We start from the raw sequence: 24,039 nt of genomic DNA on the forward strand, positions 1-24,039 counted from the left end.
TGGCTGAAGGAGGAAAAAACAAATGTTTTAACCGAATCGTAAAATAATGGTTCAGCATACGCTTAAATCGACAAAAAACAGAGCGTCTGTGCCCTGCTGTATACAGGTCTGCGCCTGCCACGGCCTTGATGCGGTTACCGTATTTCATCAGTATTCAGCCTGGTAACCGGCCTTCACTGAACTAGCAACGTCCCAGACGGCAATCTCAACACCTTGTGCATTCTTTTCAATGTTCGCTATCACCTTACCGGCATCATGCATAAGGGCAACGCCCTTTGTGGTATTCACCAGCGTGCCTTCAATGCCGCCCAGCACGTCTTTTGCGAGTTTGTTATTGCCGGCGACTACCCGTTCTATTTCTTCCGTGGCGATGCTTACCCTGGCGGCCAGATGACGGACTTCTGTGGCGACAACCGCAAAACTTTTTCCGGCCGGTCCAGCTTTTGCAGCCTCAATAGCAGCATTTAAAGCGATAAGCCTTGTCTGCATCGAGAAGCTTCGTATGGTTTCAACCATCTCGTCAATACTTTCAGACTGGCTGTTGAGACGGGAGACATCTCCGGAAATAACGCCCATTTCCTTCGCTATAATACCCATCAGGCTTATACTGCTCTCAATAACACGCGCCCCGGTCTGAGCACTTGCGCGCGTCTGTACAGCCATATCCCATGCATGTACAGCAGCATCCTGCTCTTTGTGGTTGTGTAATACCTGCTGCGTAACATCTGTGGCAAATTTCACTATCTTGTACAGATGCCCTTCATTGTTAAATACCGGATTATAAGTGGCGCGGAGCCACAGGGGCTCTCCACGACGATTCAGGCGTGGAAACTGGCCGGAAAAAAATTCCCCCTGATTCAGTTTCTGCCAGAACTGCCGATACTCCTCGCTGGTGTACAGGGCTTCAGAGCAAAACATGCGGTGGTGCTTACCTATGACGTCTTTTCGCTCATAGCCAGTGGACACCAGAAAGTTTTCATTTACATCCAGCACAACGCCAGTCGTATCAAATGAGATGATGGCCATGGATCGGCTTATCGCATTTATGATTGACTCCTGCTCCAGCGCAGACTGCACACGTTCAGAAATATCAGTAGCTATTTTTATGATCCTGCAAACTTTGCCCCGCTTGTCGGTAACCGGAATGTAACTTGCTTCAAGCCATACCGGATATCCGCCCTTGGCCAGACGCTGATATTTACCACTGAAATGCTCACCCGCTGCCAGCCGTTCCCAGAAATGGTTGTAATCAGGTGATCTGATGAATTCAGGGGAACAAAACAAGCTGTGATGCTTTCCTGTAATTTCTTCAGCGTTATATCCCATCGTTGTCAAAAAAAGGGGGGTCGCCTTCTGAATGATACCCGAGGGGCTGAATTCGATGACAGGCATTACCTGCACTAATGCGTTAAACGAAGCAGCAGAAGACAGTGTTTTACGTGAAAAAAATTTTCTGAGTGAATGCGTGCGCATCATAGGTACCGGATAAAATGATTACTTCCTCCGGTTATCGGCAGGGTTTCATTAATACATTATATTTTACTGTGATAATTTGAGTTGGTGAGCGCCTGCTCCCGGTGCGATTATTTTTTGCGCAGATAGCGTGCCTGGATAATTACACCGTGCGTTTCAGGAACCATCGTGAAAAAGGGCTGAATGTTGCACTAACAGGCAAAAAACCGGCAATGGATTCGAAAAAAATAATATATAACAGTTAGTTATTTGCTCGCTGCATAAAGTCAGAGCCAGTGCCGGTCTGTTGCAGGCCACACTCTTTCACCGCTAATTATCTTTCTTTCTGAACTTTAAGTGCCTTTCCCCCGGAATGAATTCTGATCGACACTCGTAGTTCAGTATGCTGCGCTTCACCACGGAAACGGCTGCTTGCACTTCATGCGATACCGGCAACTGAAAGTTGCTGGTCGGTATGGCTTAACTTTTTTTATCAGCCATCATGCTGAACCATATTTTTGATTCGTGGAACAACCCCAATTAAATTCATGCTTAAAAGAGTACTGGCTTCGTTACGTGCAGGAGGCATTTATCGTGAAAAGATGTGATAAAGAAAGGATTTCGGGCGAACTCATTGCACGGGCGGTGATGGTTTTAATGGACAGGAATGATGATGTCACTCTGGCTTCCGGACTGAAAATACTGACAGATTTCCAGATGAAGATTTTCAGCGCAGAACAATTGAATACCTGTGCCCTGGCAATCGCTGACATAAAGTCAGCCATAGCAGCCCATTTAAGGGGAAAGTCAGTCTTGGGGGGACAAAAAGTTGACCGGGACTATCACTTACTCCCGGATGCCCGTAAATAACTGCTATCTCCATTGTTCCTGACCAAAAAAGCCTTCGGCTGATGGAGGAAATATCTGGAAAATCAGGGGAAACTACAATTTTTTCAATGTGATATAAACGATTATCTCAAGCGCATTACGTAAAACATCTTTCTGCACGACATTGTTTTCCGTTTCGAGACGACTAATAAGTGCGAGCATCAGGTCTTTGTTGGCTATAGCATCGTTTTCAACCTTTAATGACCGTTTTATCTCATCAATAACACGCTGTTCATCTTCGTGAGCATCGTGGGTGTCGGGCGAGACCAGGGGCAACACGAAAGTAGAGTTAGCCATTATAAACTCGCTAAAAAGAGCCGTAATCCATTATAGCGGGCAGTATGCAGTTGTCGGTTGTGCAATTTTTTAGTAATGCTTGTACAACTCCTGCAAGTTAGCGAGAAAAGAAATTTTTTGCAATAAATGGCAAGGATATATTTTAGGTGTTAGTAGTACGATTCTGCTGCAGTATGCCTCTTTACCGCCTGGCCTTTTATCATAAACTCTGGTACAGCCTGTTTGCGTAATGTGGTAAAAATTCACCTGATGAATATTCGCTATCAAATGGCTTAGCCACTTTTTGCAAAACCTGAAGAGGTTCAAAACTGCAACGAAGTCTGAAGACAAACTGGCAGTGATCTGGCCCCCCTTTTCACGGTCTGCATAGTTACGTCTTTTCGATGACCGATTTCTTTAGTGTCGATAACTGAAAACAACTTAAAAGCCCCCTGTCCGGTATGCAGGAATGGCTGTGAAGTAAGCTGGATAATTTTGCCTATATTTTCAGGCAATTTTATTTGGCTACTTTTAGATCCGGAACGGTCGCTGACAAATTCCCCGCATTGATGGCTATATTCTGTTCATCATACTGGTAAACTGCTGCATCTTTGTAATGCTGATGAATGGATAACCATGCTCAACAGGAAATACCGTCTTCGCACCCTCATGCTGATGCTCTCGGTTGGCGGGATCCTGCTGACTTCTTTACTGCTTCTGGGTTCGCTCACACTTTTTCAGAAAGGTAATATTGAGGTCAGTCTTCTGGAAGGTAATATCGCCTATGCCCGGAAACTGGCGGATACAACAGATCGATACCTGGTCACGGCACAACGCGAACTTGCGTACAGCGCCAGCCTTATCACACAGCTGAATGACAAACCCCGGCTGGTTCAGGAAACAGAGCGGCTGCGGCTACAGTCCGGTTTTTTCAATTCGGTTGTTATCGTTAACGCTGATGCTGTCATAGCCGCGACCTCACCGGAAAGCCTGGATCTTATAGGCGTCCGGCTCAGCTCTGCTGCAAGTAAGCGGGCTTTAAAAGACAAAAAAGCATTTATATCAGAACCGTTTGTTTCTGCTGCCGGTAATTACGTCGTATTCCTTTCCCAGCCGTTATTCTCGACTGGCGGTGAGTATCTCGGTTACATCGGGGGCACCATTTATCTAAAAAAACAAAGTATGCTCAGCGAGATACTGAGTCAGCATTTTTACGGTAAGCAGACTGAAGTCAGTGTGGTAACCCGAGGTGGAAGCATAATTTTCAGTCAGAAGCCGGAACTGGTTGGTACACATATTCAGTCTGATCCTGCACTGCTTAAACGTCTGGCCAACGCCCGAAGCGGGCATTTCGTGGATACCAGTAGCAGGGCGGGGCTCATCGGGTTCGCCAGCCTGAACCAGGCCGACTGGCGCGTCCTGATATCCGGCACATCCGACAGTGTCTCGCATATCCTGTACCGGAGCGCTCTTAATGCAGGCTGGTTCACACTCGCTATCATTGCTCTTACTGTGGCCATTGTGACGTATTTCTCGGCACGGCTTTCTGCACCTCTTGAAAAACTTGCTGAGTTCACCCGTACCAGTGACAGTGAAGGCACGCTCCGGCAACTCGCAATGCTTAATCCGGGCTATCAGGAAGCGGAACGGTTGCGGGAGTCTGTCAGCCACCATCTCAAGCTAATGACCCGCCGGGTGAGCGTCCTCAGTGAGGAAGCCATGAAAGATCCTCTTACCGGCCTTTACAACCGCAAAGGTTTCAGTTCACAGGTCAATGATTATCTTCTCTCAGGTAATCACAGCATCGTCGCCATTGATATCGATTATTTCAAAAGAGTTAATGACCATCACGGTCATACCGGAGGAGATGCGGTGCTGGTTGCCCTCAGTAATAAATTACTGAGTGTATGCCGGAGCTGCGATATTGTGAGCCGTTCCGGTGGTGAGGAATTCATTATTTTCCTCCCTGATACCGGACGTGAAGCTGCTGCGGCTGCGGCAGAACGGATACGGGCATCTGTTTTTAACGAGATATTCCCTTTTACGGGCCATCTTACTCTTTCTGCCGGTGTCGCGGCGCTTGATGACTGTGGTGACAATCTCAGTCTCGCATTACACCAGGCTGATCTTGCACTTTACGAGGCGAAAGGCGCAGGCAGAAATGGGGTGGTGGTCAGTGCTCCGGATGGTATGTCGCGCTATCCGAAATATAGTAATTGATAAAACGACATCAATGGCATCACTGACACCCCTACCTGTTTCATGCTGCTTTCTGTAAGGTGCCGCCACATTTCACAGGCTCAGAAGGAATGAAGATATGTAAAAGAATTCTTTCCCCTTCTGGAACTTTGTCGGGGAAATAAGCCTGCAAAAGGCGTTTTTTTCATCAATCACCCTGTCTTTTTACTGATATTATCAGTGCAGATCATATTTGCACCTGGCTAACAGTGCCTGCCGGTATGCTTCCATCCTGCTGTAACAACCCTGTCGTTTTCAGCAACTCCCCAATATAAGACCCACCGTCCACAGCCGGTTGGGAGGCAACAATGTTACTCAATATCGGCGACGACAAAGAACGTCATTTTCTGGCGTTACAGGCACTACTGAACCCGGATGACAGCCGCGATGATGTACTGCGCAAAATCACGCAGTTAGCGGCAAGAATGTTAAAAATCCCTGGCAGTTTTATTTCCGTGCTGGATGATGAGAACCAGTATGTGCGGGCAGCAATCAACTTTCGTCTGGAGACCTCTTCACGGGTTAACTCTTTTTGCCGTTACGCCGTCGACAGCGGTAATCCGTTTATTGTTCCGGACACCCTTCAGGATGCCCGCTTTGCCGCGCATCCGCTGACCCTTTCCACCCCGTTTATTCGCTTCTATGCGGGCGTGCCACTAACCACACGTGATGGCATCAAATTAGGCACACTTTGTGTAGTGGACACTAGCCCCCACATGATTACAAAAGAGCAGACTGATACTCTTCAGTTGCTGGGTGAACTGGCGATGTCGTTTCTTGAAGCCTGGCATTATGCCGGTCTGACGGATGCCATAACCGGGTTGCCCAACAAGTTGCATCTGTTACGCGATATCCAGTTGTTGGCCACAACGAATGACATTGCCGAACGTAACCTGATCCTGATTGACTGTATAGATATGCCCCGCGCGCATGAACTTGCGCGCACCCGAGGGATGGCACCGGTTGAGAACCTGCTGCGCGATATGGCGATTATGCTGCCCCTGCGCCTGCGCCCGCTCAGGTGCGGAAAACTCTACATGGTCGCAACAGGCCGTTTTGCCCTTCTGACTCATGTTTCCGACAAAATCTCAGCCAGCGTCGTTGCCAGTCGCTTACAGGGTGTCAGCGCCGAGCTTGAGCCGGGATTTTCCGTTGAGTTCAGAGTCCACACAGCTGGTAAGACATTCATACCGGGAGAGTCATCCGCCAGAGAAGTTTTGAATAAGGCAGTCAGTGCATTACACGATCGTATTCGTCAGAATATTCTACTGTTACCAGAAAGCACCTGGGCAGACGAAGACGCGCCCTCTACACCTGCGCTGATGGATGAACTGCGACAGGCTATACAGGGAATCATCCCCGGGCTTTACCTCGTTTATCAACCAAAAATTTGCCTGCAGAGCGGTTTACCGGTAGGAGTTGAGGCTCTCATTCGCTGGCGACATCCGCAAAAAGGCGAGCTTTCACCGGGAATGTTTGTTCCTGTCGCAGAGCATGCCGGCCTGCTACCCGATCTGACGAGCTGGGTTATTGCCAGTGTCATTACCCAGCTCAGGGGCTGGCACATCGCCGGTCTTGCAATACCCGTCTCGGTTAATGTGAGTATTCACGACATCTCAGCATCCGGTTTTGCAGACAGCCTTGAAGAACGAATGATTCGTGCCAGCCTGCCCACTCGTCTGTTGGGCATTGAGTGTCTGGAAACCGAACGGATCATTGAAAGCACCGCAGCAATCGAGGGGCTGGAAGATCTGAAACTGCGCGGGTTTCCTATTTCTCTGGATGATTTTGGCACCGGTTACAGCAACATCAGTTATCTGCGCCGTATGCCGATTGACATCATTAAACTGGACAGGAGCCTGATTTCCCGGCTCTCGCAGGATACCGGGGCGCGTATTATCGCGCGAAGCATCATTGCTATGCTGAAAGAGCTGGATTATGTCGTGCTGGCGGAAGGAGTGGAGAATTCACAGACCGGCGAGACCCTGCAAAAATATGGCTGCGATCAGGCTCAGGGCTATCTGTATGCCCGTCCACTCCCTGCCGAGGAAATGAGCAACTGGCTTGAGCTGAAGTTGACCAGTCTGAAATAACGTTATCTGTCTGCCACTTATTGCTTCCTGCTACATTTGTTTGAGAGACCACGCTGGACCTCGACAATTCAGTTGCACGAAGCACGAAGCACAAGCGAAACGACGGTGAAAAAGCAAAGTCTGAAAAACGGTGCGCTCCCTATAAGATCATAATCAGCAGGCAGCATGAACTTAGACTGCGCAACCAGAACTGCCAGGTCGTCAGCCCTTGCGCTGTGATCTGCTATTGTCAGAAAACTATTTAATGAGCGCTGGTCTACCGTAATAAAAATCTGATACGGGTTCGTTTTTTCAAAAAAACTGCGCCGATTAAAGCCCAAAGAAAGAATATTTGGGATCAGACAATTGTAATGGCGACCCGTCTTCATGCGTGACAACATGGTTCCAGACACAGCACCCTACTGAATTTGACATAAGTTGCGATGATTTGCCTATAATAGGTAAAAAATAAATCACCGTTATAACTTGATGGTGTCAGTGATGTCGCTGGCACCTTTTTTTTGTGAATGACTACAGGAGCTTATGCTCTTCTCTCACTGCAAAATCATTAATTAAACGGGTAATCCACTGAAATACGCACGTTAAAACACGTCTTTCAATCCATTGCTTCAGAGCTGGAGGTGTATCCTTACTACCAGATAAAACGTGACTTTTGATTTGCCGCTCCCGTGAGCGGCTTTTTTTATCGGCTTAAAGTACAACGCAGAAATTATTGCCACCTCTTCAGCCAGTCTGGCCCGATCGTCACCGTTTATCTGACTGTGATGCCCGTAATTTTCATCAATAATCTGCGGGCCCGGTGATGCAGAAGAGGTTTTTTACTTGCTTAAAACAGCCAAAACCTCGACGTATTCTCTCCAGATTCAGCAGCTTTTCCTTTCCCTCACCTAAATTTTCTGTCTTCGTTGCCGAAAACAAGTATGTAACAACTTCTTTTCTGTTTAGTTTTTTACAACACTGGTGGACGACTGATGACAATTACACAGCGGCTTTTTCTGAGCTTTTCAATGCTTGCCATATCCCTTATTTCTGTAGTGTTAATCGCGGTTCTTGTCGTGACGGGGTTCCAGTCACGGTTTCAGTATGTTCAAGGCAATGCGATACCTTCAATTATCGATTTAGGCAAACAAATTGATGCTGGTAATGAGCTGATTATATGGCTCTATCGACATCAAAGTGCCACCAAGTCAGATCGGCAGACTCAACTTGAGAATGAAATCAAGCGTCAGATAAATAACCTGAAATCCCTTAACCAGTATTACCTTGACAATGATATTTCCAGCGATGAAGACAGGATTTTGACACAGGGTGCATTCGGGACTATCTCCCAGATTGAACAGAAATTACCCGCTTTCCTGAAAGGATCAGCGGCGCAAAACGACGTTGTTTCATTGTCAGAGCTGCAAGGTAACTCGGGTGTCGGCCAGCAAATTCGCAATTTGATCCAGGGTTATCAAAAGCAGCTGGCTCTCAACGTCAGTATCGGTGAAGGGCTCAAGAGAGAAAATCAACACATTTACACAATGACGTTCTGGAGTCTCATTCTGGGCTCTGCTGCTGTAATACTTATCCTCGGTGCTGTGGTGATAAAAACTATCATCAGTATCCGAAGGAGCCTGGAGGCAATGCGTCTTACCATGGAAAAGACCAGTTCCTCTTTAGATCTCACAATACGGGCAGATTCGACACGCAAGGACGAAATTGGTCTGACGGCATTGTCATTCAATCATCTGGTAGAGCGTTTCGCTACTTCTCTGTCAGAAGTCAGTCATTCTTCTTATTCAGTAAGCGCGGCTTCCTCACAAATATCTGCCGGTAATGAAGATCTGTCTTCACGCACGGAAGAGCAAGCAGCCTCACTGGAGCAAACGGCAGCGAGCATGGCTGAGCTGTCTGAAACGGTACGACAAACGGCAGAAAATACTCAGGTTGCAAGTCAGCTGGCTAAAAACGCGCGCGCGATTTCGGATAACAGTTCAGTCAGGGTTAAAAATCTGCAGGATACAATGACCGACATTCGGAACAGCTCAGCAAAGATTACAGACATTATTGCGCTGATCGAAGGGATAGCTTTTCAGACCAATATTCTCGCCCTTAACGCAGCGGTGGAAGCGGCTCGTGCAGGCGAACAGGGTCGGGGATTTGCCGTCGTGGCAGGTGAAGTCCGTAACCTTGCTCAACGTTCCTCATCTTCCGCTAAAGAGATAAAAGAACTAATCGAATCATCTATGAGTTATGTTGAAGCCGGGGCAAATCAGGCAGAGGATGTAGGTCGCAATATGGTTGATATGAATGACGCAGTTCGCCAGGTTGCCGATTTGATCGATGAAATTTCCATTGCCGCGCAGGAACAAATGCAGGGCATAGGGCAGGTTCACCAGGCTGTGAACCAGATGGATGATGTGACGCAACAGAATGCGGCTCTTGTTGAAGAGGCCTCAGCAGCATCACGCTCATTGATGGATCAAGCCGATGGTCTTAAACAGCTGGTTTCGGCGTTTGTGATAGTCAAATCAGAGATAACAAACCATGATAAGGAAAAAACAAGAAATAAGCCGGTTAGTTTGTTAACTGCCGAAAACGCTAAAGAAGATCAGTCGGAAAACTGGAAACGATTCTGATACCAAACCCGCCCCTTTAGGGGGCGGGTTTAACTGTTTGTTTTGGATTCTTAAAAAAGGTGTTACCTGGCCAGCGATACCATCTCTGCCTTAACGTCTGTTAATGGTCAGAAGCGGAACGGCTTATCATACACTCAGCCAGAGAATGAATTCCCTTCTCTTTCTTCAATCCATAGAATTAGCTCCGGGAGCTGTTCTTCTGAGAATACGGCTATACCATGCCTGGCAAGTAGTGATGCGGCTACGCCCATACCACTTTTTCGGATATTGTTAAAAGACCCGTCATAGATATTCTGACTACCACATGTTGGGCTTCCGTCAGTTAACAAAGCAGCGCGACAACCAGATTCCTGGGCCGCACGTAAAGCCAGCCAGGCTGCAAGCTGATAATGTTCAGTAACATCGCGCCCGGAATTCTCAATTATTCTGGCGCGACCACGCATTACCTCGTTCCCGTCACCAGACATGATTTCAGCTGGTGGGCGAGGTATCGTCAACCCGGCCGCCAGTTCAGGGCAGTGCACCACTAACCGCTTTTCCTGTTGCCACTGAGAAAGTTTATCTGTCACCTTAGCTTTATCACTTCCGTTGTAACGAACCTTGAAGCCCATCAGGCAAGCACTTATAAGAATTTTATTTATCATCTTTTTTCTGGTTCAAATGATGAAAGATGTAGATTGTACCATTTCTCATATATGATTTATCGAACTTTTAAATTCACCCTAAAATCAAATTTGCTTGCAAGGGGTACGCATTAAATGGTGCTCGCTTGAGCCAGAAGCCGGCCTTAGGTCTTGACACGTGTTTGATGTATACCAAGAGAAAATGAAATTTTTGCTCTATATATGCATTGCCATCATGCCATTAAATAGTTTAAGTGCAGTCGCAGATACATCGTAGTCTTCAATATTGGATAATATTACAAGAGTAAAGTTTTCATGTTGCGAACGTATAAAATAGCTTTCTCTACCAAAAGTAGAGCCAAGGTGGCAATAGATTTCACCTGAAGCATTTTTATCCAACTCAATGCCAAAACAGTAAGAGCTATGCTCTTCAACCATAATACCTGCATCAGTAAGTCCAGGAAGCGGAGTAAGCATTTTCCTTATTAATTCATCGCCCCCTACCAAACCAGAAGAAAAATTTAGCCCCCATTTCATTAAGTCACCAGCAGATGAATGGACAAGGCCTGCCCCCATCACTCCCCATGGGCTGAAGACAGGAGAAAATACGTTATTTTCATTTTTATGATAACCACTCACTGCTACTTCCATCCTGGCTAACCCATCAGAAACAAAAGAGTTATGCATCCCTAAAGGATAGAATATCTCTTTTTTCACAAAATCAGCAAAGCTTGTTCCGGAAACATTTTCAACCACCTGAGCAAGAAGTATATATCCAGTGTTACTATATTCATGCTTCGTGCCCGGAGTAAAGTGAAGGTGCCTCTCTTCGAAAATTCCAGCAATAATTCCTTCTGATTTAAATTCAGAAAAATAATCTATCCCTTTTTTCTTGGCTATATCAAACAGGCATGGAAGTCCTGATGTGTGATAAATGAGATTCTCAAGACTTATATCACCTTCAATTACAGCAGCTTCAGGGATGTATTGAGAAAGCAGATCGTTTGATTTTAGCGCCCCCCTTTGTTCAAGAAGAAGAATACTGAATGCTGTAAATTGTTTTGATACAGATGCAATATCAAATATACTATTTCGATCTATTGGTGAGTTAGTCAGTGTATCTTCAACGCCCTCGCTGAACTGAAAAGACCTTCCATCATCATATTGCATAAGGGCGATGACCCCGGGTGTATTGATTAATGATTTTGTCATAGAGATAAACTGAATCCGCTTTATTAGTAAACAAATGATTGTAGCAGATAATAGCATGTTACTGGAGTAACTGCTTCTTTCCCTGGCTGCTATGGTCATTCTTTACAGGATAATGTCCGCTTAAACCGTGCATGTTTAATCATTATTGTGCATAATATCTCTGTTAATGTCCGCTTCTTGCACGAAGCGGTCATACATCCTCATTATCCCAAACTGTACATTGCCTCCAGCTACTCGTTGCTAATCAGAAAACCTATACAGATAACGAATGGGTTGCAGAGTATTAAATACCACCTCGTGCAAGCTGCGCAAGATCGACATCATTGTTCACCACACGCATACCTTCGAATATTGTATTAGGTTGAAGGTGGAAACAGATTTGATAGATTGATGAAGCAGACGCGAGTCGCTTAATTTATTAAGCGTGCTGTTTTAAAAGTAAGTCAGGAGGCTAATTTATTGTTGCCTCCAATAACATTGATTTATTTAAAAACATATCTCACCAAAAACAAACAGATTCCTCCGGTGAAAGCCAGAAAAGAAAAAATAAAATGCATAGCAATAACAAATTTAAAATGACGATCGTTCTGATTGAATATTCTCTTTTTCCTGTTTATGTACATAGTTACAGTTCCTGTCCTGAAGCCCTTCATGGCAACATAAAACTCAAACATGCTACCACTAAAGAATCCCCACAACTGCCAATCCATACATCCACCATTACTGTTATTAACTATTATATTTATCCAGTCTTTTTATATCATAGCGAAATAAATAAATTAAGAATTAAATCACAGAAGAAACGACCCCAAGTCTCTTCTCAGTTACCATAGTCACATGCAGAGCATGTTAAGCGTAAGCTTGTTATTGATCCTGTAGTAGTATGCTGGGTGCTGTCAGTCACTCAGTCACTCAGTCACTCAGGGGAGTTTTGAGTTGCGCAACTGGCTGGTGAGCATCTTAATCGTATGGCGCATTATTACGTGAGTGCATGGCCTGCCCCCACAGATTTTTACATTCCAATATTAGTAACGTCCGCTTTGAGCGAGCATTTGTGTTTTTTGACAGAAAATTTAAGGCTTCACTAACGAAGTCAGTTACAAATCAATGGGTAACGGACTATCATTGCTTGCATGTCAGTTTTTTATTCATCCACTCTTATTTTGAGTTCAATGCACAACTCTTTCAGGATATTAGTGACATGGTTTAAAAAAAGGACTGCCTGAGATGGAGGTTCATATTCGAAAAAAATTTCGATGACCTTTTTTGTCGTATGAACGGCAGGTGGAAAACTTTGATAGATTTCTTCCGATTCGATAAATCGCAGATATGTGTTTATTTTTTCCTGAAGCATATACAGGTGCTCATCAAATGCCCCCCAGTCCAGATGATCAGAAATCCCAAGGGTCACTTCATAAGGAGCTTCTATCGGTATACCAATACTGTCAATTGTTTTAAGGTTTCTACTGACATAACTTACCTGCCTTTATTACCTTCATGGGGTTTGCTTTCGTTGGACTGGCAACGCTAATGCTGGATTCACGTTACTATCTCTTAGGGGCATTAAGTGGCTTTCAATCATTAATAAAACTAATAGCGGCTCATTTGAGCTGATTAGTTTTTGGCTTTCCGCTTGAATACGTAAGAGGCAAGCTGACTGGACTAAATTTCGCGTGCGCGCGGATAGCAAATATTAGCAGTTTAAGATTTATGTCTTCTCCTTGCCCTCCAGTAAGTAGGACTATAGTCCGACCGCGCTAACCGGGCTGCAAGGTTATTCAGGTGATTTTGTGACAAAATAGTCAGTCGTGACAGCTGAAGTGGACGAGGTATCTGCCATACTGTGCTTCAATGACAAACTCTTCGTGCAGGGAGCCATACCACACTGGCGGGCTGGTGATGAGATTAAAGAACAGTGCATTACCTGTCATTTCATTGAGGTCATCTGTAAAATTGGCGAGGAGATTCTGCTTGAGTGAGAAAGGCAGAAGTTGCATATCTTCATGCTCAAAGAACCATAAAGCCACTGTCTTCATAAATGTTTTTTGAGAGCATGCTTTAAGATGCGGGTGCCAGTATGCAGCCGGAAACTTATCAGTGATGGACGAGTGATACATCGCCAAAGACGTCAGCATGCTGTCACTTTCCTCAAGTCTAATCACAAAATAGTCAGACACGCGGTTTGCCGCATCATTCATACAGCCTACAGCCCGCATAAATCCTGAAAGTCGTTCCGCATATTTGTCCATTTTGCCTCTCTAAGCGCGTTGCCCTATCCGAACTGGTGAATATAATTACATATTAAGAGTAACTTTTCTGGACATCACAACACTTCCCTTAGTGCATATTTTAAGGAGCATTAGGGGATATTAGAACCTTGAACCGCCCCTCAATTGACCAAGACAAATTGTCTGTAACAACTTCCGCTTCTGGCACAAAGCGGACGACCCTTGATATTCTTCTGCAGCATACCCAGTCTTACAGCGCCAGACCCCGAACTCGGTCAAATTCCCGCGAATTGTTCGTCACCAGAATGGCGCTCACCACAACCGCATGTGCGGCAATCGCCGTGTCGTTCATGCCGATTGGCATACCAGCCAGCCGAAGTGCCGCTTTGCCGTGGTCACATCGACCGCTACGCAATCCAGGCCAGGATGGCACCGAGGCAGGCGCAGAACGCGTCACGCAGCTAAGCGTGGCGCGACGGAGCCATCATGCCGGTTGAGCCGAAGTGCATTTCGGAACAGGTGATGGCCGGGAAAACGTTATGCTGATTACATCAGAATGTGTAGTTCACGCTTACCGAGACGCTACGCGGTTCGCCATAAACGGCAGAGTCATCGAGGTAGGAGTAGTATTCGCGATCAAACAGGTTGCGGACATTTGCCTGCACCGCCAGCTGTTTTGTCAGCTGATACTGCGCGAACAAATCGACGAGCGGATAGCTGCCCTGGTAAAGGCGCTGCGTCTCGCCGTCCGGACCAGTAACATCTTTGTACACCCGATTCTGCCAGTTCACGCCGCCTCCTACGGTCAGATCCGGAAGCTCCGGGACGCGGTAGCGGCTGAACAGCTTCAGCTGTGTCTGCGGCGCGAAGCTGTTGAAGCGGCCATCTGAATCACGGACAACGTAGCGGGTCGCGCTGAAGGTAAGCTGCAGGTTGTCGCTAACGGCACCGTTCACCTCAAACTCCGCCCCTTTGCTTACTGCGCCTTTGGTTGCGCGATAAGCCTGTTCGGTGGATCCATTAACGAATTCCCCGCTGATGGCTTCTCCCGCATTCTCCTGTTCGATGCGGAATACGGCAACGTTGGTGGTCAGCCTACTGTCCATCCAGTCTGCCTTCAGGCCGGTTTCATAGTTTTTACCGGTGGCGGGTGAGAGCCATGCACCCTCTTTTGTGCGTTTGGTTTGCGGGGCAAAAATTGAGGTATAGCTGGCGTAAGCGGAAAGGCTGTCGTTTATGTCATACACCAGTCCGCCGTAAGGCGTGGTGTTATATTTACGCATATCGCCGCTGCTGCCGTCTGAGCTGTACTGGGTATAACGTGCGCCAACGAGCAGTGACAACGGATCCGCCAGCGACAGGCGTGCCGCCATATACGCCGATTTTTGCCGCACGATATCATCCGCATTTTGATACCAGTCGCCCCATTCCGGCTCGGCCACGCTCCCGTTCCAGCTATTGTTGAAGATTCCAATGCGATCGCTGTCCATCGGCCCGTCTTTACTGAAGGTGGCATTATGCTGACGGCTATAGCTGGCCCCGGCCATCAGCTGATGTTGACGCCCGAGCAGTTCGAAAGGCCCGCTGGCATAGGTGTCAAAGGAGTCCAGGGTGCGCTTGCCGCGATCCTTACTTCCCCAGCCTGAAGCACCTTCGCCGGTGGTAACCTCCGGATTGCCCATCACGTAAAGCAGGGTGTCGCTGAACGTTTGCTCGCCGTGGGTTCCATTAAAACGAACCGACCAGCCGTTATCCCAGCTTTGGGTGAGGTTAGCGAAAACTTTACGCGATTCAACGGCGTATCCCGTCCAGTCCGCCGAGGTATTGACGTTGCGATCGTAACGGGTGCGGCTGCCGTTACTGTACAGGCTGGGTAATCCGCCCCAGGTCGGATTGGCGGTGTTTGTTTGCTGATAATCCCAGCCCAGTGAGGCCGTAGTGTGTTCCGTTACATCGCCTTCAATTACGCCATAGAGAAATTTCTTGCGCTTGCCATATCTGTCGAGCCAGCTGTCCTGGTCCTGATAACCTGCCACTACGCGCCCGCGCAGGGTACCGTCGGAATTGAGCGGCGCGGAGATGTCGCCCACATAGCGCTGTTTGCTCCAGCTTCCGTAGCTTGTGCTGACTTTGCCCCTGAAGGTTTTACTGTCGGCACGTTTACGCACCATGTTCACCGTTGCTCCCGGATCGCCAGCGCCGGTCATCAGGCCGTTTGCGCCGCGCACAATCTCTACACGATCGTAAATGGCGGTATCTTCCTGCGCGTCGCCAAAGTTCCACGCGTCGCCCATTGATGTGGGGATCTCATCGTAGGCGAAATTGGTGATTTCAAAGCCGCGGGAAAAGTAGCTGGAACGTTCGCTATCAATCTGCTGCGACGAAACGCCGGTGGTGTTGGTTAATACCTGATCGATTGTTTGCAGGTCTTGATCCTGAATGCGCTGGCGAGTGATGACGCTTAAGGACTGGGGGACGTCACGCGGTATCAGCAGCATTTTGGTGCCTGAACGAGTGGTTTTTACCGCATAATCCTGCTGCGAATCGGCGCTCCCGTTCCCGTCGCCGTAGACAATCATCTCTTGTTCTTTCGTATCCTCATCCGCCATTGCCGGGTGCATGACGGCGGACATCGCCAGTGCAAGCAGTGAAAGTGAGAAGGGAGTATGAATTAACCCTGATGGCGCTTTCGCGCGATTAATCCTGCTGTTAAGAATCATCATGTTACCTGTCAGTTATTGTCGTTTTTGCAAATCATTTATATAAATAAGAATGTAAATGATAATTATTTACTTTATTATGCATGGGTTATTTTGTAAGTTAAATGTAAATAAATGCATATTTATAAAAACGCCACGTTTCCAGTATGACGGGACAATAAATGAACAGATTTCAGTGGATAAAAGGAAAGACATGGGGCTTCAGCGTCCTTACTGCGGCGTTAACCCTGAGCGCAACGGCGTCAGCTGCTACCGCTGATTCGGCTGCGCTTAAGCAGCGCGAACTCGCTGACGGTCTGTATGAGATGGTTTACTCCCCAACGGCAAACGCACTGTACGTCGCGAGTGCGCAGGGTTTCAAAAATGTCAACGGTGGGGTGCTTTATAAACTCGATCCCACAACGCTTGCCACACAAGGTGAAACCCACACCGACCTGAAAAACTTCGGCATGGCGGCGGACGATAATGGCAAGGTCTACTACACCACCAACACCCTCGATGGCGGGGTGTCGAAAGTGGACGTGCAAAGTGGCAAGGTGCTGCAGCGCCTGATGTTTCAAGGCAAAGATAAGGATGGCGACCCGGTTGGTGCGCGTGAGATCCTTTTCCACAAGGGACAACTGTTTATCGGCGGCGTTGCCGACCCTGGGTTCATCTCCGTGGTTGATGCCAGCACCATGACGCTAAAAGCCCGAATCGAGAATGCCGGAAAATGGGTGACGGGGATTATCTATTCCCCGTTGACAGATCGCATTTATGCCGCCAATGGCGGCGGTGAAGTTCTGGTGATTAACCCGGGCACGCATAAAATCGAACAACGCTGGACACCGGGAGATAAAAAAACGTATTTGTTCCTGAACATGGCAGAAGATCCGGCCACTGGGCGCCTGTTCGTGACCGATGATTCAAAAGCCAAAACCACGCTGGTATTTGATGAGCGCAGCGGGAAAGTTATCAAGTGTCTTGAAGGCGATGCGCTGGGAATTAAGTTTAACGCGAAGCGTAACGAAATTTTCATCAGCCAGCGTGAGTCAAAGAAGGTGCTGCAGCTTGATGCCGGCAGCTATGCTGTGAAAAACAGCTGGAGTTTCACCAGCCATCCCAACAGTCTGCTGGTAACACCGGACGGCAAAACTTTATACGTAACAGTGAAGCAGGACTTCAATGACGACAGCACTACGAAAGGCCCGGATAGTGTGGTTCGTATTTCGTTAAATTAAAAAATATACAGCTATCCTGTCAGGGATGGCTGACATATAAACGTGGACGTTGAAGCAGTATCTGAAGTCCGGCTGACCTGCCCCCACAGATTTGTACATTCCAATATTAGCGGCGTCCGCTCCTCGCTCAAAGCGGACTGTTAGTCCACTGAACTCACAGCCAGGCTCTGATGCCATCAAAATATAAGTTTTCAAGAAGCAGGGATAATTCATTCCATATTGGCCGCACTATAAATACAATATTTAATTATTAACTGAGGCATAATGGTCATTAATTATTTGCATAAGAACAACTCTGGATGTTTCCTCAGTAGAAAAACTAAAACTTTTGCTCAACTTCTAGAATATCATTGAGCTGAAGAGAGGTACACCCTGATAGGAAATTACCATTTTCTTCGCCATGTTTTCTTCAGTTATTTTCGCCATTTCCTTACTGCAGGCATCATTGAAATTGAACGAAAGGTGCTCTGATCTATTTCGCTCCGCTTGGTATGTTCTAAGGATTTAATACACGACGGTTGGAATACGTATTTTTGTGAATCGACCGAAAGCTCAAACGCACTTTTTTTCAGCCTGTGCAGTCGCTGTGAGCAGCATAAAAACGCATAGAGCTCTAACTTTGATAAACATTTATACTCCAGTATGAAATTCAGTTTGCCATCTAGCTAAGTCAAATTTTCGCTAGGTTACCGATGACATGCCCCCGGCATTAGATAAAAGGCTCAGTTAGTAATGTCGGTTTCTTTACCTTCTAATTTTCCATTTCTCCAGCTTACTGCAAATTCAGCCAGCGTCTGGTAATTCATCGATGAATGAGGTCTGGACTCGTTATAGTCCTGCCGCCAGTCATTAATGATTTTCCGAGCATGGAGAATATCGCTGAACCAGTGTTCATTCAGGCATTCATCCCGAAAGCGACCGTTGAAACTCTCAATAAATCCGTTCTGCGTTGGCTTACCTGGCTGGATAAATCGCAACTCTACACCATGCTCAAAGGCCCACTAATCGAGTGCTCGGCACGTAAATTCCGGGTTCTGATCGGTTCTTATTGTCGCCGGATGACCACGAAAGAGCGCGATGCTGTCCAGAATACGCGTGCCCTGAACGCCTGAAATACCGAAAGCAGCGGTGATCGACAGACACTCCTTAGTAAAGTCATCCAAACAGGTCAGGCACTTAACCCGACGGCCGCTGGCCAGTGCATCCATGAAAAAATCCATCGACCAGGTCAGGTTCGGCGCATCCGGGCGAAGAAGCGGAAGCCGCTCCGTTGCCAGGCTTTTACGACGCCGTCTGCATTTTACGCCCAGCCCACTGAGATGATAAAGGCGGTACACGCGCTTGTGATTAACATGAAGGCCTTCATGGCGCAGTAACTACCAGATGCGTCGGTAACCAAAACTCCTGCGCTCTAGTGCCAGTTCAGTGATGCGCCCTGATAAATGCGCATCAGCCGCCGGACGCTGAGCCTTGTAGCGGCAGGTCGACAGGGGCAAACCTGTAAGCCGGCAGGCACGACGTTGCGACAGACCGGTCGCATCACATATCAACACCACGACTTCCCGCTTCTGGTCTGTCGTCAGTACTTTCGCCCGGAGCCATCTGAAGTGCCTCCTTATCCAGCATGGCTTCGGCAGGCAGCTTCTTATGCCTGGCGCTCTCTTTCTCAAGCGACTTCAGGCGCTTAACCTCGGGCACCTCCATACCGCCATACTTATTATGCCAGGGTAAAAGGTGGCGTCGGAAATGGCGTGCTTACGGCATAGCTCATGGGCAGAAACACCGGCTTCGGCCTCGCGGAGTATACTGATGATCCGTTCGTCGGAAAACGCTTCTTCATGACGATGTCCTCATGTGGCTTATGAAGACATTACTAACATCGCGGTATATTAATCAACGGGGAAGCGGGTCAACGAGCGTGTTGAAGCAATGAAACGCTTTCCTGTCCCGGCTTTGTGTTATTGCACGAATGCCACCACAGGTGCTGATAAGTACGCTATGAGCGATAAGCGTAAACTATTCCTATACATTTTCATCACGCCAGGGTCCCGTTGCAGAATCAGATCTCCTGAGTACCGATGACAGTGATCAATAGAAGACTGATGCTTAAGGTTTTCAGAATATGGAGGTAGGAAGGGCTTGAGTGAGCAGTTAGAATCAGCCCTTTAACTGGAGCTGAAGCTATGAAAAACGTAGTACTGAGCATGCTGGCCAAAATATCTCATATTGATGCAGACATGAAACAACTGACGGCGCGCGTCGAGGCACAGTCGCTGCTGATCAGCGCACTTGTTATGGCGGTGAGCCGGCAGGGCGGTGTAACGGAGATGATTGAAAGTGCTAACAAGGCCATCAATACCGTGATTGACTCTGCTGAGTCCGATGAAATGCTTAAATCAGATGCCACCACTCTATTAAGTGAGCTGCAGAGTCTGCTGAGTATTTCGACTGCGGTCGATGCCGCGGATAATAAAATCAATCATGAAGGCCTTGATAAACTGTCTGGCGTGACATCGCTGAGTGGACAATAAATTTGAGGGCAGCAATGGTGCGGTTTTAAAACCCTTTGATATACAGCAATCCTGCTATTGGTTAATTTGCTGACTTCAAACTATTTTACCGTGTGCAAATACGAGGTTTGATTTGTGCTCCCCATTAGTACGTATGAAATACTAATTACTGGTCCGCTTCGTGAAAAAAGCGGACCAGTGAGCAATGCTGTCTGCCAGGTTGCAGATTGGGTTAAGAGCAGATAAGGGTATTGAGCGGGTTTACCTGGCCATCGGAGAAAGGTTGAAGTTAACCAGCAAAATGCATCACTGGCTCAAGAAGCCTTTTCGGCTTCTAAATCCCCGCAGGAGCAGGCTGAAACCTTGTCGAGCCTGGTCTCTACGTTTATGCTTAGCGAAAATCCAGGGTATGTCGGATTCACGGCAAGTGCTCCGTTCGGCAGAACACAACAGCTTCCAAAAAAACTGCATCGGCTGCCGGTCAAACCCGTAATACAGACTTGAAAAGTTTATAATTTTTGACTTTTACACCTGATATATCATCTACATGAAAGCGCTGCTGTATCAGCGCTTTTTGTTTGGTTAAAAACACATAGTCTGTCGTATCTTTGCTGTAATTGTCGCTAAAGTATATTCCTGATACGCCTGCCCGACATTATGCCTTCCTGCTTATAGTGTACAAGTGAGCTCAAGGAATGACCGCTAACTGGATAAAAAACAGAGCATTATCATGCCGTCACCGGGCTGAACAAGCCCGGCGGATCCGGGCGCGTCAGTGCTGTGCTTTATCGATCGCCGCCAGAATCTACTCCGGTGACGCCAGCCCGGCAAAGACGGTGATGGTGTCAGGTGAGGCCTTCTCCACCGGCATCACAATCAGTCCAGGCGTACTCGTGAGTCCCAGCGCCTGCGCGAGCGCATCGTTTTTTTTCCAGAACAGGGGCATGGTCCACGGCATTCAGCGCATCCACGCCGACGGCGTGAGCTGCCGCCTTAACATCCTCTGTCGTCAGGTCACCCTCGATGTGCCCAGAGTGATAAATCTCGTTATGGCAGGTCAGGTAGCCTGTTGCACCTTTCGCTTTCCAGACCCCGATACCGTACAGCGCCGCCAGGGACGACGTCTCCCACTTCGCTGCACATATCTTCCACTCCTTAAAGATGTAACGCACGTCAGGGCGGGTTTTCATCACCGGTTCCATGCCCGGTGCCAGCATGCGGCAGAAAACACGGGTAATCAAAATCCTCAATCACGGCCACTTTCCTGTCCCCCGGGTCTGTCACTGACCGCACCAGTATTTCCGGATGTGCCAGTACATAATCTGCCGCAATTATTTTGTCCTGCCCTTCCTGCCTGGCGTGAATATAGATATTATCTTCATGGAGGCGTGGCTTTAAGCCAGGTTTTGAGCGCCGACGGAGTCAGTGGCCGGGAGAAATAGTAGCCCTGAGCCTCATCGCATCCGTATTCCCTGAGCAGATCAAGGGTTTGCTTATCTTCCACGCCTTCGGCGACCACCATATAATCCAGATCTTTCAGCATCCGAATAACGCTGCTGGCAATGATGCGGCTGCCCGGGTCATTTATCAGTCCGGCGACCAGCGATTTATCCAGTTTGATAATATCGGCAGGCATGGTGCGCAGGTAGCCAATATTGCTGTAGCCTGCACCAAAGTCATCCAGCAGGATCCTGAATCCGACCTCCCGCAACACGGCCATATTGGCAAGGGCCACCGGATTCTCGGTAACGATTTCATTTTCCAGGCATTCCAGTCCCAGCAGGTGTGCAGGCAGGCCGGCACCGTGCATTTTTTCTGTCAGGGTGGCGGCAAAGTCTTTTCGGGACAGGTCGCTGACGCTGACGTTAACCGATACCGGCAGTAGCGGTAGCCTGACAGACCAGACTGTCAGCTGGCGAACGGCTTCGTTCACCACCCAGTCGGTCAGGCGGTGCATCAGGCTGGTGAAATGTGCGACAGGCAGGAATTCTGCCGGAGAAAGTTCACCTCTTTCAGGGTGGCACCAGCGGATAAGGGCCTCCAGACTGACCGTCTGACCGGAGGTCAGTGATACTTTGGGCTGATACACCAGATACAACCCGCCTGTGTTGCTCCGTAATGCATCGTCCAGATCATTCATCAGGGAAAAATAACCGTTACGCCGGGCATCGCTGAGTTCATCAAACGTCTGGGCACTTACATTCTTGCTGATGGCATCATGCAGCGCGCTGACTGCCCGCCTCAGGATCTCCTGGGGTGGCAGTGATGCCGGCACAAAACAGACCTCACCGGTGTGGATGGTCAGGTTCATGGCTACCCCATTTTTGGGGTGGCCGCTGAGATCACGCAGAGTGTTTGCGACAAACGGTGCAGTGAACCGATCACCGGCCGGCGCCAGAATCGCGTAGCGGCCCACTGCCACCGTATAGATTATTTCAGCAGGTAATAAAGACAGCCTGTCACGGAGCAGTAAGCCAGTATCACGAAGCAGTGCCTCAACAGGAGCCATGCCCAGGGCGCGGGCCAGTTCATAAGCCCTTGGCATATCAATGCAGTCAATTAAAGTCAGCCGCAGCAGGCTTTGCGCGTCATCCTGCAGTGTCCCCATGTGGCGTATCAGCGCCTGACGGTTTGGCAGGCCTGTCGCGGCATCCGTGAAGCCCGAATAAGCTGATGGCTCTCATCAACCACAGAGATAAAGCTTCCGGAGATCCCCAGTGAGTCGCAGGTAAAACGGACAAAATCTTCCAGCACCTTATCCCTGTTTTCATCGGACGTTCTGAGTGCGTCCATGGCCTCCTTCCGCTTCTCTTCATTATCTCTGAGATCGACAAGCATAAAATGGCTCCGGAGATAGAGTTCACGGGTGGAGTAAGACCGAGAAAGCACGCGTTTTAACTGACCCGTAAAATTAAGGCTCAGCATACGTTTAACCCGGTAAAAAAACAGAGTGTATGTGCCCATCAGTATTCTTCTGAATGCCCCCGCCGGGACTGAATTCTGCTTCAGGCATTACCCGCACCAACGGGTTCACTGAAGCAACGGAAGCCAGCCTGTTGCGTGAAAGAATTTTTCTGAGTAAATGCGTGAGCATCATGTGTACCGCATGAAGTAATGACTTTTCTGGTTATCGGCAATACTTCAGAAATGCATTATCTATTTTTGTGATAGTTTCCGTTGTTTATTGTTTGTATTTAATCATGAGAGTCATAACCAGACACGCTCTGTTCAGGTATAAACTTTTGTCACAACAACCAGGCTGAGCCATAATTCTCCGGAGAGTTATCTTAAGTTGAATTCACTCGTGAAGTCAGTTGGCTTCATTACGTACAGGAGGCGTTAATCATGGGGCAGGGAGAGACCGAAAAGATTGCAGGAGAACTGATCAGACAGGCTGTAATGCTTTTAATGGACAGGAATGAGGACATCACCCTCTCTTCTGTTCTTAACATACTGGCAGATTTTCAGATGAGGGCTTTCAACACCGGGCAACTGAATGCCTGTATTCAGGCAATCGCTGATGTAAGCGCCGCCAAGTCTGGCAGTTTACGGGAAGAATCAGCCCTGAAAGACAAAGTGGCCGGGAAGTGCAGTAGCTGCAGAAGCTCTGATAATGTCACTACCCTGCACTGATCAGGATCCTAAAAGCCTTCGGACATGGAAGGCTTTTCCTGTTCTGTCAGAAAGGGTTAAAGATCATCCGGCGTAACACGAACAATCATTTCAAGTGCATTCCGTAAAATGTCGTTCTGCACGACATCGTTTTCCGCTTCCAGACGCCCAATAAGGGCGAGAATAATCTCTTTGTTGGTTATGGCATCTTTTTCAGCTTTTAATAATAGTGTTATTTCATCAATAACGCGTTGTTCATCAGTGTGATCAGTCTGGTTATCTGTTGATACGGAGGGAGAAGGGGCATTAGAATTAGCCATTATAAACTCGCTAAAGGGTGCCGTAA

16 protein-coding genes and 3 pseudogenes are annotated in these 24,039 nt (G+C 47.8%); 7 read left to right on the forward strand and 12 right to left on the reverse strand.

The features are described 5' to 3' along the window. Window positions 1-147: 147 nt before the first annotated feature. Entirely contained in the window at window positions 148-1,392 is a 1,245-nt protein-coding gene (locus tag HF650_RS24565) for a PAS domain-containing methyl-accepting chemotaxis protein (RefSeq protein ID WP_249118883.1), read from the reverse strand. A gap of 654 nt (window positions 1,393-2,046) precedes the next feature. On the opposite strand from HF650_RS24565, the gene HF650_RS24570 reads away from it, so the two are divergent. Beyond that, window positions 2,047-2,322, forward strand: a complete 276-nt coding sequence (locus HF650_RS24570; RefSeq protein ID WP_187802930.1) for a hypothetical protein — start codon at window positions 2,047-2,049, stop codon at window positions 2,320-2,322. A 72-nt stretch (window positions 2,323-2,394) separates the two neighbouring features. Here HF650_RS24570 and HF650_RS24575 read toward each other — a convergent pair whose 3' ends face one another. Then, window positions 2,395-2,637 (reverse strand): biofilm development regulator YmgB/AriR family protein, encoded by a 243-nt coding sequence (locus HF650_RS24575; protein ID WP_187802931.1) that lies wholly within the window; start codon window positions 2,635-2,637, stop codon window positions 2,395-2,397. Between the two features lie 615 nt (window positions 2,638-3,252). On the opposite strand from HF650_RS24575, the gene HF650_RS24580 reads away from it, so the two are divergent. The 3 genes from HF650_RS24580 (at window position 3,253) to HF650_RS24590 (ending at window position 9,568) form a co-directional block, all read left to right on the forward strand. Next, on the forward strand, window positions 3,253-4,836 hold the full coding sequence (locus HF650_RS24580) for a sensor domain-containing diguanylate cyclase (protein ID WP_187802932.1): 1,584 nt from the start codon (window positions 3,253-3,255) through the stop codon (window positions 4,834-4,836). Window positions 4,837-5,162: 326 nt separating this feature from the next. Beyond that, window positions 5,163-6,947 (forward strand): EAL domain-containing protein, encoded by a 1,785-nt coding sequence (locus tag HF650_RS24585; protein WP_187802933.1) that lies wholly within the window; start codon window positions 5,163-5,165, stop codon window positions 6,945-6,947. A 971-nt stretch (window positions 6,948-7,918) separates the two neighbouring features. Then, window positions 7,919-9,568, forward strand: coding sequence for a methyl-accepting chemotaxis protein (locus HF650_RS24590; protein WP_187802934.1), 1,650 nt, complete (start codon window positions 7,919-7,921; stop codon window positions 9,566-9,568). Window positions 9,569-9,702: 134 nt separating this feature from the next. On the opposite strand, the gene HF650_RS24595 is transcribed toward HF650_RS24590, so the two are convergent. The 6 genes and pseudogenes from HF650_RS24595 to fhuE all read right to left on the reverse strand — a co-directional run bounded on the left by HF650_RS24595 (window position 9,703) and on the right by fhuE (window position 16,351). Continuing rightward, window positions 9,703-10,212, reverse strand: a complete 510-nt coding sequence (locus tag HF650_RS24595) for a DUF523 domain-containing protein (RefSeq protein WP_187802935.1) — start codon at window positions 10,210-10,212, stop codon at window positions 9,703-9,705. A gap of 195 nt (window positions 10,213-10,407) precedes the next feature. Further along, window positions 10,408-11,403: a serine hydrolase domain-containing protein gene (locus HF650_RS24600; RefSeq protein ID WP_187802936.1), complete on the reverse strand. Its 996-nt coding sequence runs from the start codon at window positions 11,401-11,403 to the stop codon at window positions 10,408-10,410. A 1,144-nt stretch (window positions 11,404-12,547) separates the two neighbouring features. Continuing rightward, complete coding sequence (locus tag HF650_RS25590; protein WP_346014262.1) at window positions 12,548-12,814, reverse strand: DUF6572 domain-containing protein; 267 nt, start codon at window positions 12,812-12,814, stop codon at window positions 12,548-12,550. A 391-nt stretch (window positions 12,815-13,205) separates the two neighbouring features. Beyond that, a complete protein-coding gene (locus HF650_RS24605; protein ID WP_187802937.1) occupies window positions 13,206-13,652 on the reverse strand; it encodes a hypothetical protein in 447 nt (148 codons plus the stop codon). 229 nt (window positions 13,653-13,881) lie between these two features. After that, a pseudogene (locus HF650_RS24610) lies at window positions 13,882-14,140 on the reverse strand (type II toxin-antitoxin system VapC family toxin). A 42-nt stretch (window positions 14,141-14,182) separates the two neighbouring features. Further along, window positions 14,183-16,351, reverse strand: coding sequence for a ferric-rhodotorulic acid/ferric-coprogen receptor FhuE (gene fhuE / locus HF650_RS24615; RefSeq protein ID WP_187802944.1), 2,169 nt, complete (start codon window positions 16,349-16,351; stop codon window positions 14,183-14,185). A 161-nt stretch (window positions 16,352-16,512) separates the two neighbouring features. Between fhuE and HF650_RS24620 the strand changes: the two genes are divergently transcribed. After that, window positions 16,513-17,571, forward strand: coding sequence for a hypothetical protein (locus tag HF650_RS24620; protein ID WP_187802818.1), 1,059 nt, complete (start codon window positions 16,513-16,515; stop codon window positions 17,569-17,571). A 722-nt stretch (window positions 17,572-18,293) separates the two neighbouring features. On the opposite strand, the pseudogene HF650_RS24625 reads toward HF650_RS24620, so the two are convergent. After that, window positions 18,294-19,385: pseudogene (locus HF650_RS24625) on the reverse strand (IS3 family transposase). A gap of 369 nt (window positions 19,386-19,754) precedes the next feature. Between HF650_RS24625 and iraP the strand changes: the two are divergent. Continuing rightward, window positions 19,755-20,102 carry an anti-adapter protein IraP gene (gene iraP / locus HF650_RS24630; RefSeq protein ID WP_187802819.1) on the forward strand — a complete coding sequence of 116 codons (348 nt, stop codon included), beginning with the start codon at window positions 19,755-19,757 and terminating at the stop codon, window positions 20,100-20,102. Between the two features lie 784 nt (window positions 20,103-20,886). Here the strand turns inward: iraP and HF650_RS24635 are convergent. Both HF650_RS24635 and HF650_RS24640 read right to left on the reverse strand, forming a co-directional pair. Further along, window positions 20,887-21,039 (reverse strand): hypothetical protein, encoded by a 153-nt coding sequence (locus HF650_RS24635; protein WP_187802820.1) that lies wholly within the window; start codon window positions 21,037-21,039, stop codon window positions 20,887-20,889. 420 nt (window positions 21,040-21,459) lie between these two features. After that, window positions 21,460-22,919, reverse strand: a pseudogene (locus HF650_RS24640) (GGDEF domain-containing phosphodiesterase). Window positions 22,920-23,426: 507 nt separating this feature from the next. On the opposite strand from HF650_RS24640, the gene HF650_RS24645 reads away from it, so the two are divergent. Beyond that, a complete protein-coding gene (locus tag HF650_RS24645; RefSeq protein WP_187802821.1) occupies window positions 23,427-23,714 on the forward strand; it encodes a hypothetical protein in 288 nt (95 codons plus the stop codon). A 56-nt stretch (window positions 23,715-23,770) separates the two neighbouring features. On the opposite strand, the gene HF650_RS24650 is transcribed toward HF650_RS24645, so the two are convergent. Further along, window positions 23,771-24,013 carry a biofilm development regulator YmgB/AriR family protein gene (locus HF650_RS24650; RefSeq protein ID WP_187802822.1) on the reverse strand — a complete coding sequence of 81 codons (243 nt, stop codon included), beginning with the start codon at window positions 24,011-24,013 and terminating at the stop codon, window positions 23,771-23,773. Window positions 24,014-24,039 lie beyond the last annotated feature (26 nt).

Origin of the sequence: Kosakonia sp. SMBL-WEM22 (assembly GCF_014490785.1) — a bacterium.
Lineage (GTDB): Bacteria > Pseudomonadota > Gammaproteobacteria > Enterobacterales > Enterobacteriaceae > Kosakonia.

Coding starts and splice junctions, on each gene's coding strand:
- HF650_RS24565 (WP_249118883.1), bottom strand. CDS start 1,392: ATGCCTGTCATCGAATTCAGCCCCTCGGGTATCATTCAGAAGGCGACC.
- HF650_RS24580 (WP_187802932.1), top strand. CDS start 3,253: ATGCTCAACAGGAAATACCGTCTTCGCACCCTCATGCTGATGCTCTCG.
- HF650_RS24645 (WP_187802821.1), top strand. CDS start 23,427: ATGGGGCAGGGAGAGACCGAAAAGATTGCAGGAGAACTGATCAGACAG.
- HF650_RS24600 (WP_187802936.1), bottom strand. CDS start 11,403: ATGACAAAATCATTAATCAATACACCCGGGGTCATCGCCCTTATGCAA.
- HF650_RS24620 (WP_187802818.1), top strand. CDS start 16,513: ATGAACAGATTTCAGTGGATAAAAGGAAAGACATGGGGCTTCAGCGTC.
- fhuE (WP_187802944.1), bottom strand. CDS start 16,351: ATGATTCTTAACAGCAGGATTAATCGCGCGAAAGCGCCATCAGGGTTA.
- HF650_RS24590 (WP_187802934.1), top strand. CDS start 7,919: ATGACAATTACACAGCGGCTTTTTCTGAGCTTTTCAATGCTTGCCATA.
- iraP (WP_187802819.1), top strand. CDS start 19,755: ATGAAAAACGTAGTACTGAGCATGCTGGCCAAAATATCTCATATTGAT.
- HF650_RS24585 (WP_187802933.1), top strand. CDS start 5,163: ATGTTACTCAATATCGGCGACGACAAAGAACGTCATTTTCTGGCGTTA.
- HF650_RS24595 (WP_187802935.1), bottom strand. CDS start 10,212: ATGATAAATAAAATTCTTATAAGTGCTTGCCTGATGGGCTTCAAGGTT.
- HF650_RS24605 (WP_187802937.1), bottom strand. CDS start 13,652: ATGGACAAATATGCGGAACGACTTTCAGGATTTATGCGGGCTGTAGGC.
- HF650_RS24650 (WP_187802822.1), bottom strand. CDS start 24,013: ATGGCTAATTCTAATGCCCCTTCTCCCTCCGTATCAACAGATAACCAG.
- HF650_RS24575 (WP_187802931.1), bottom strand. CDS start 2,637: ATGGCTAACTCTACTTTCGTGTTGCCCCTGGTCTCGCCCGACACCCAC.
- HF650_RS24635 (WP_187802820.1), bottom strand. CDS start 21,039: ATGCCGTGGACCATGCCCCTGTTCTGGAAAAAAAACGATGCGCTCGCG.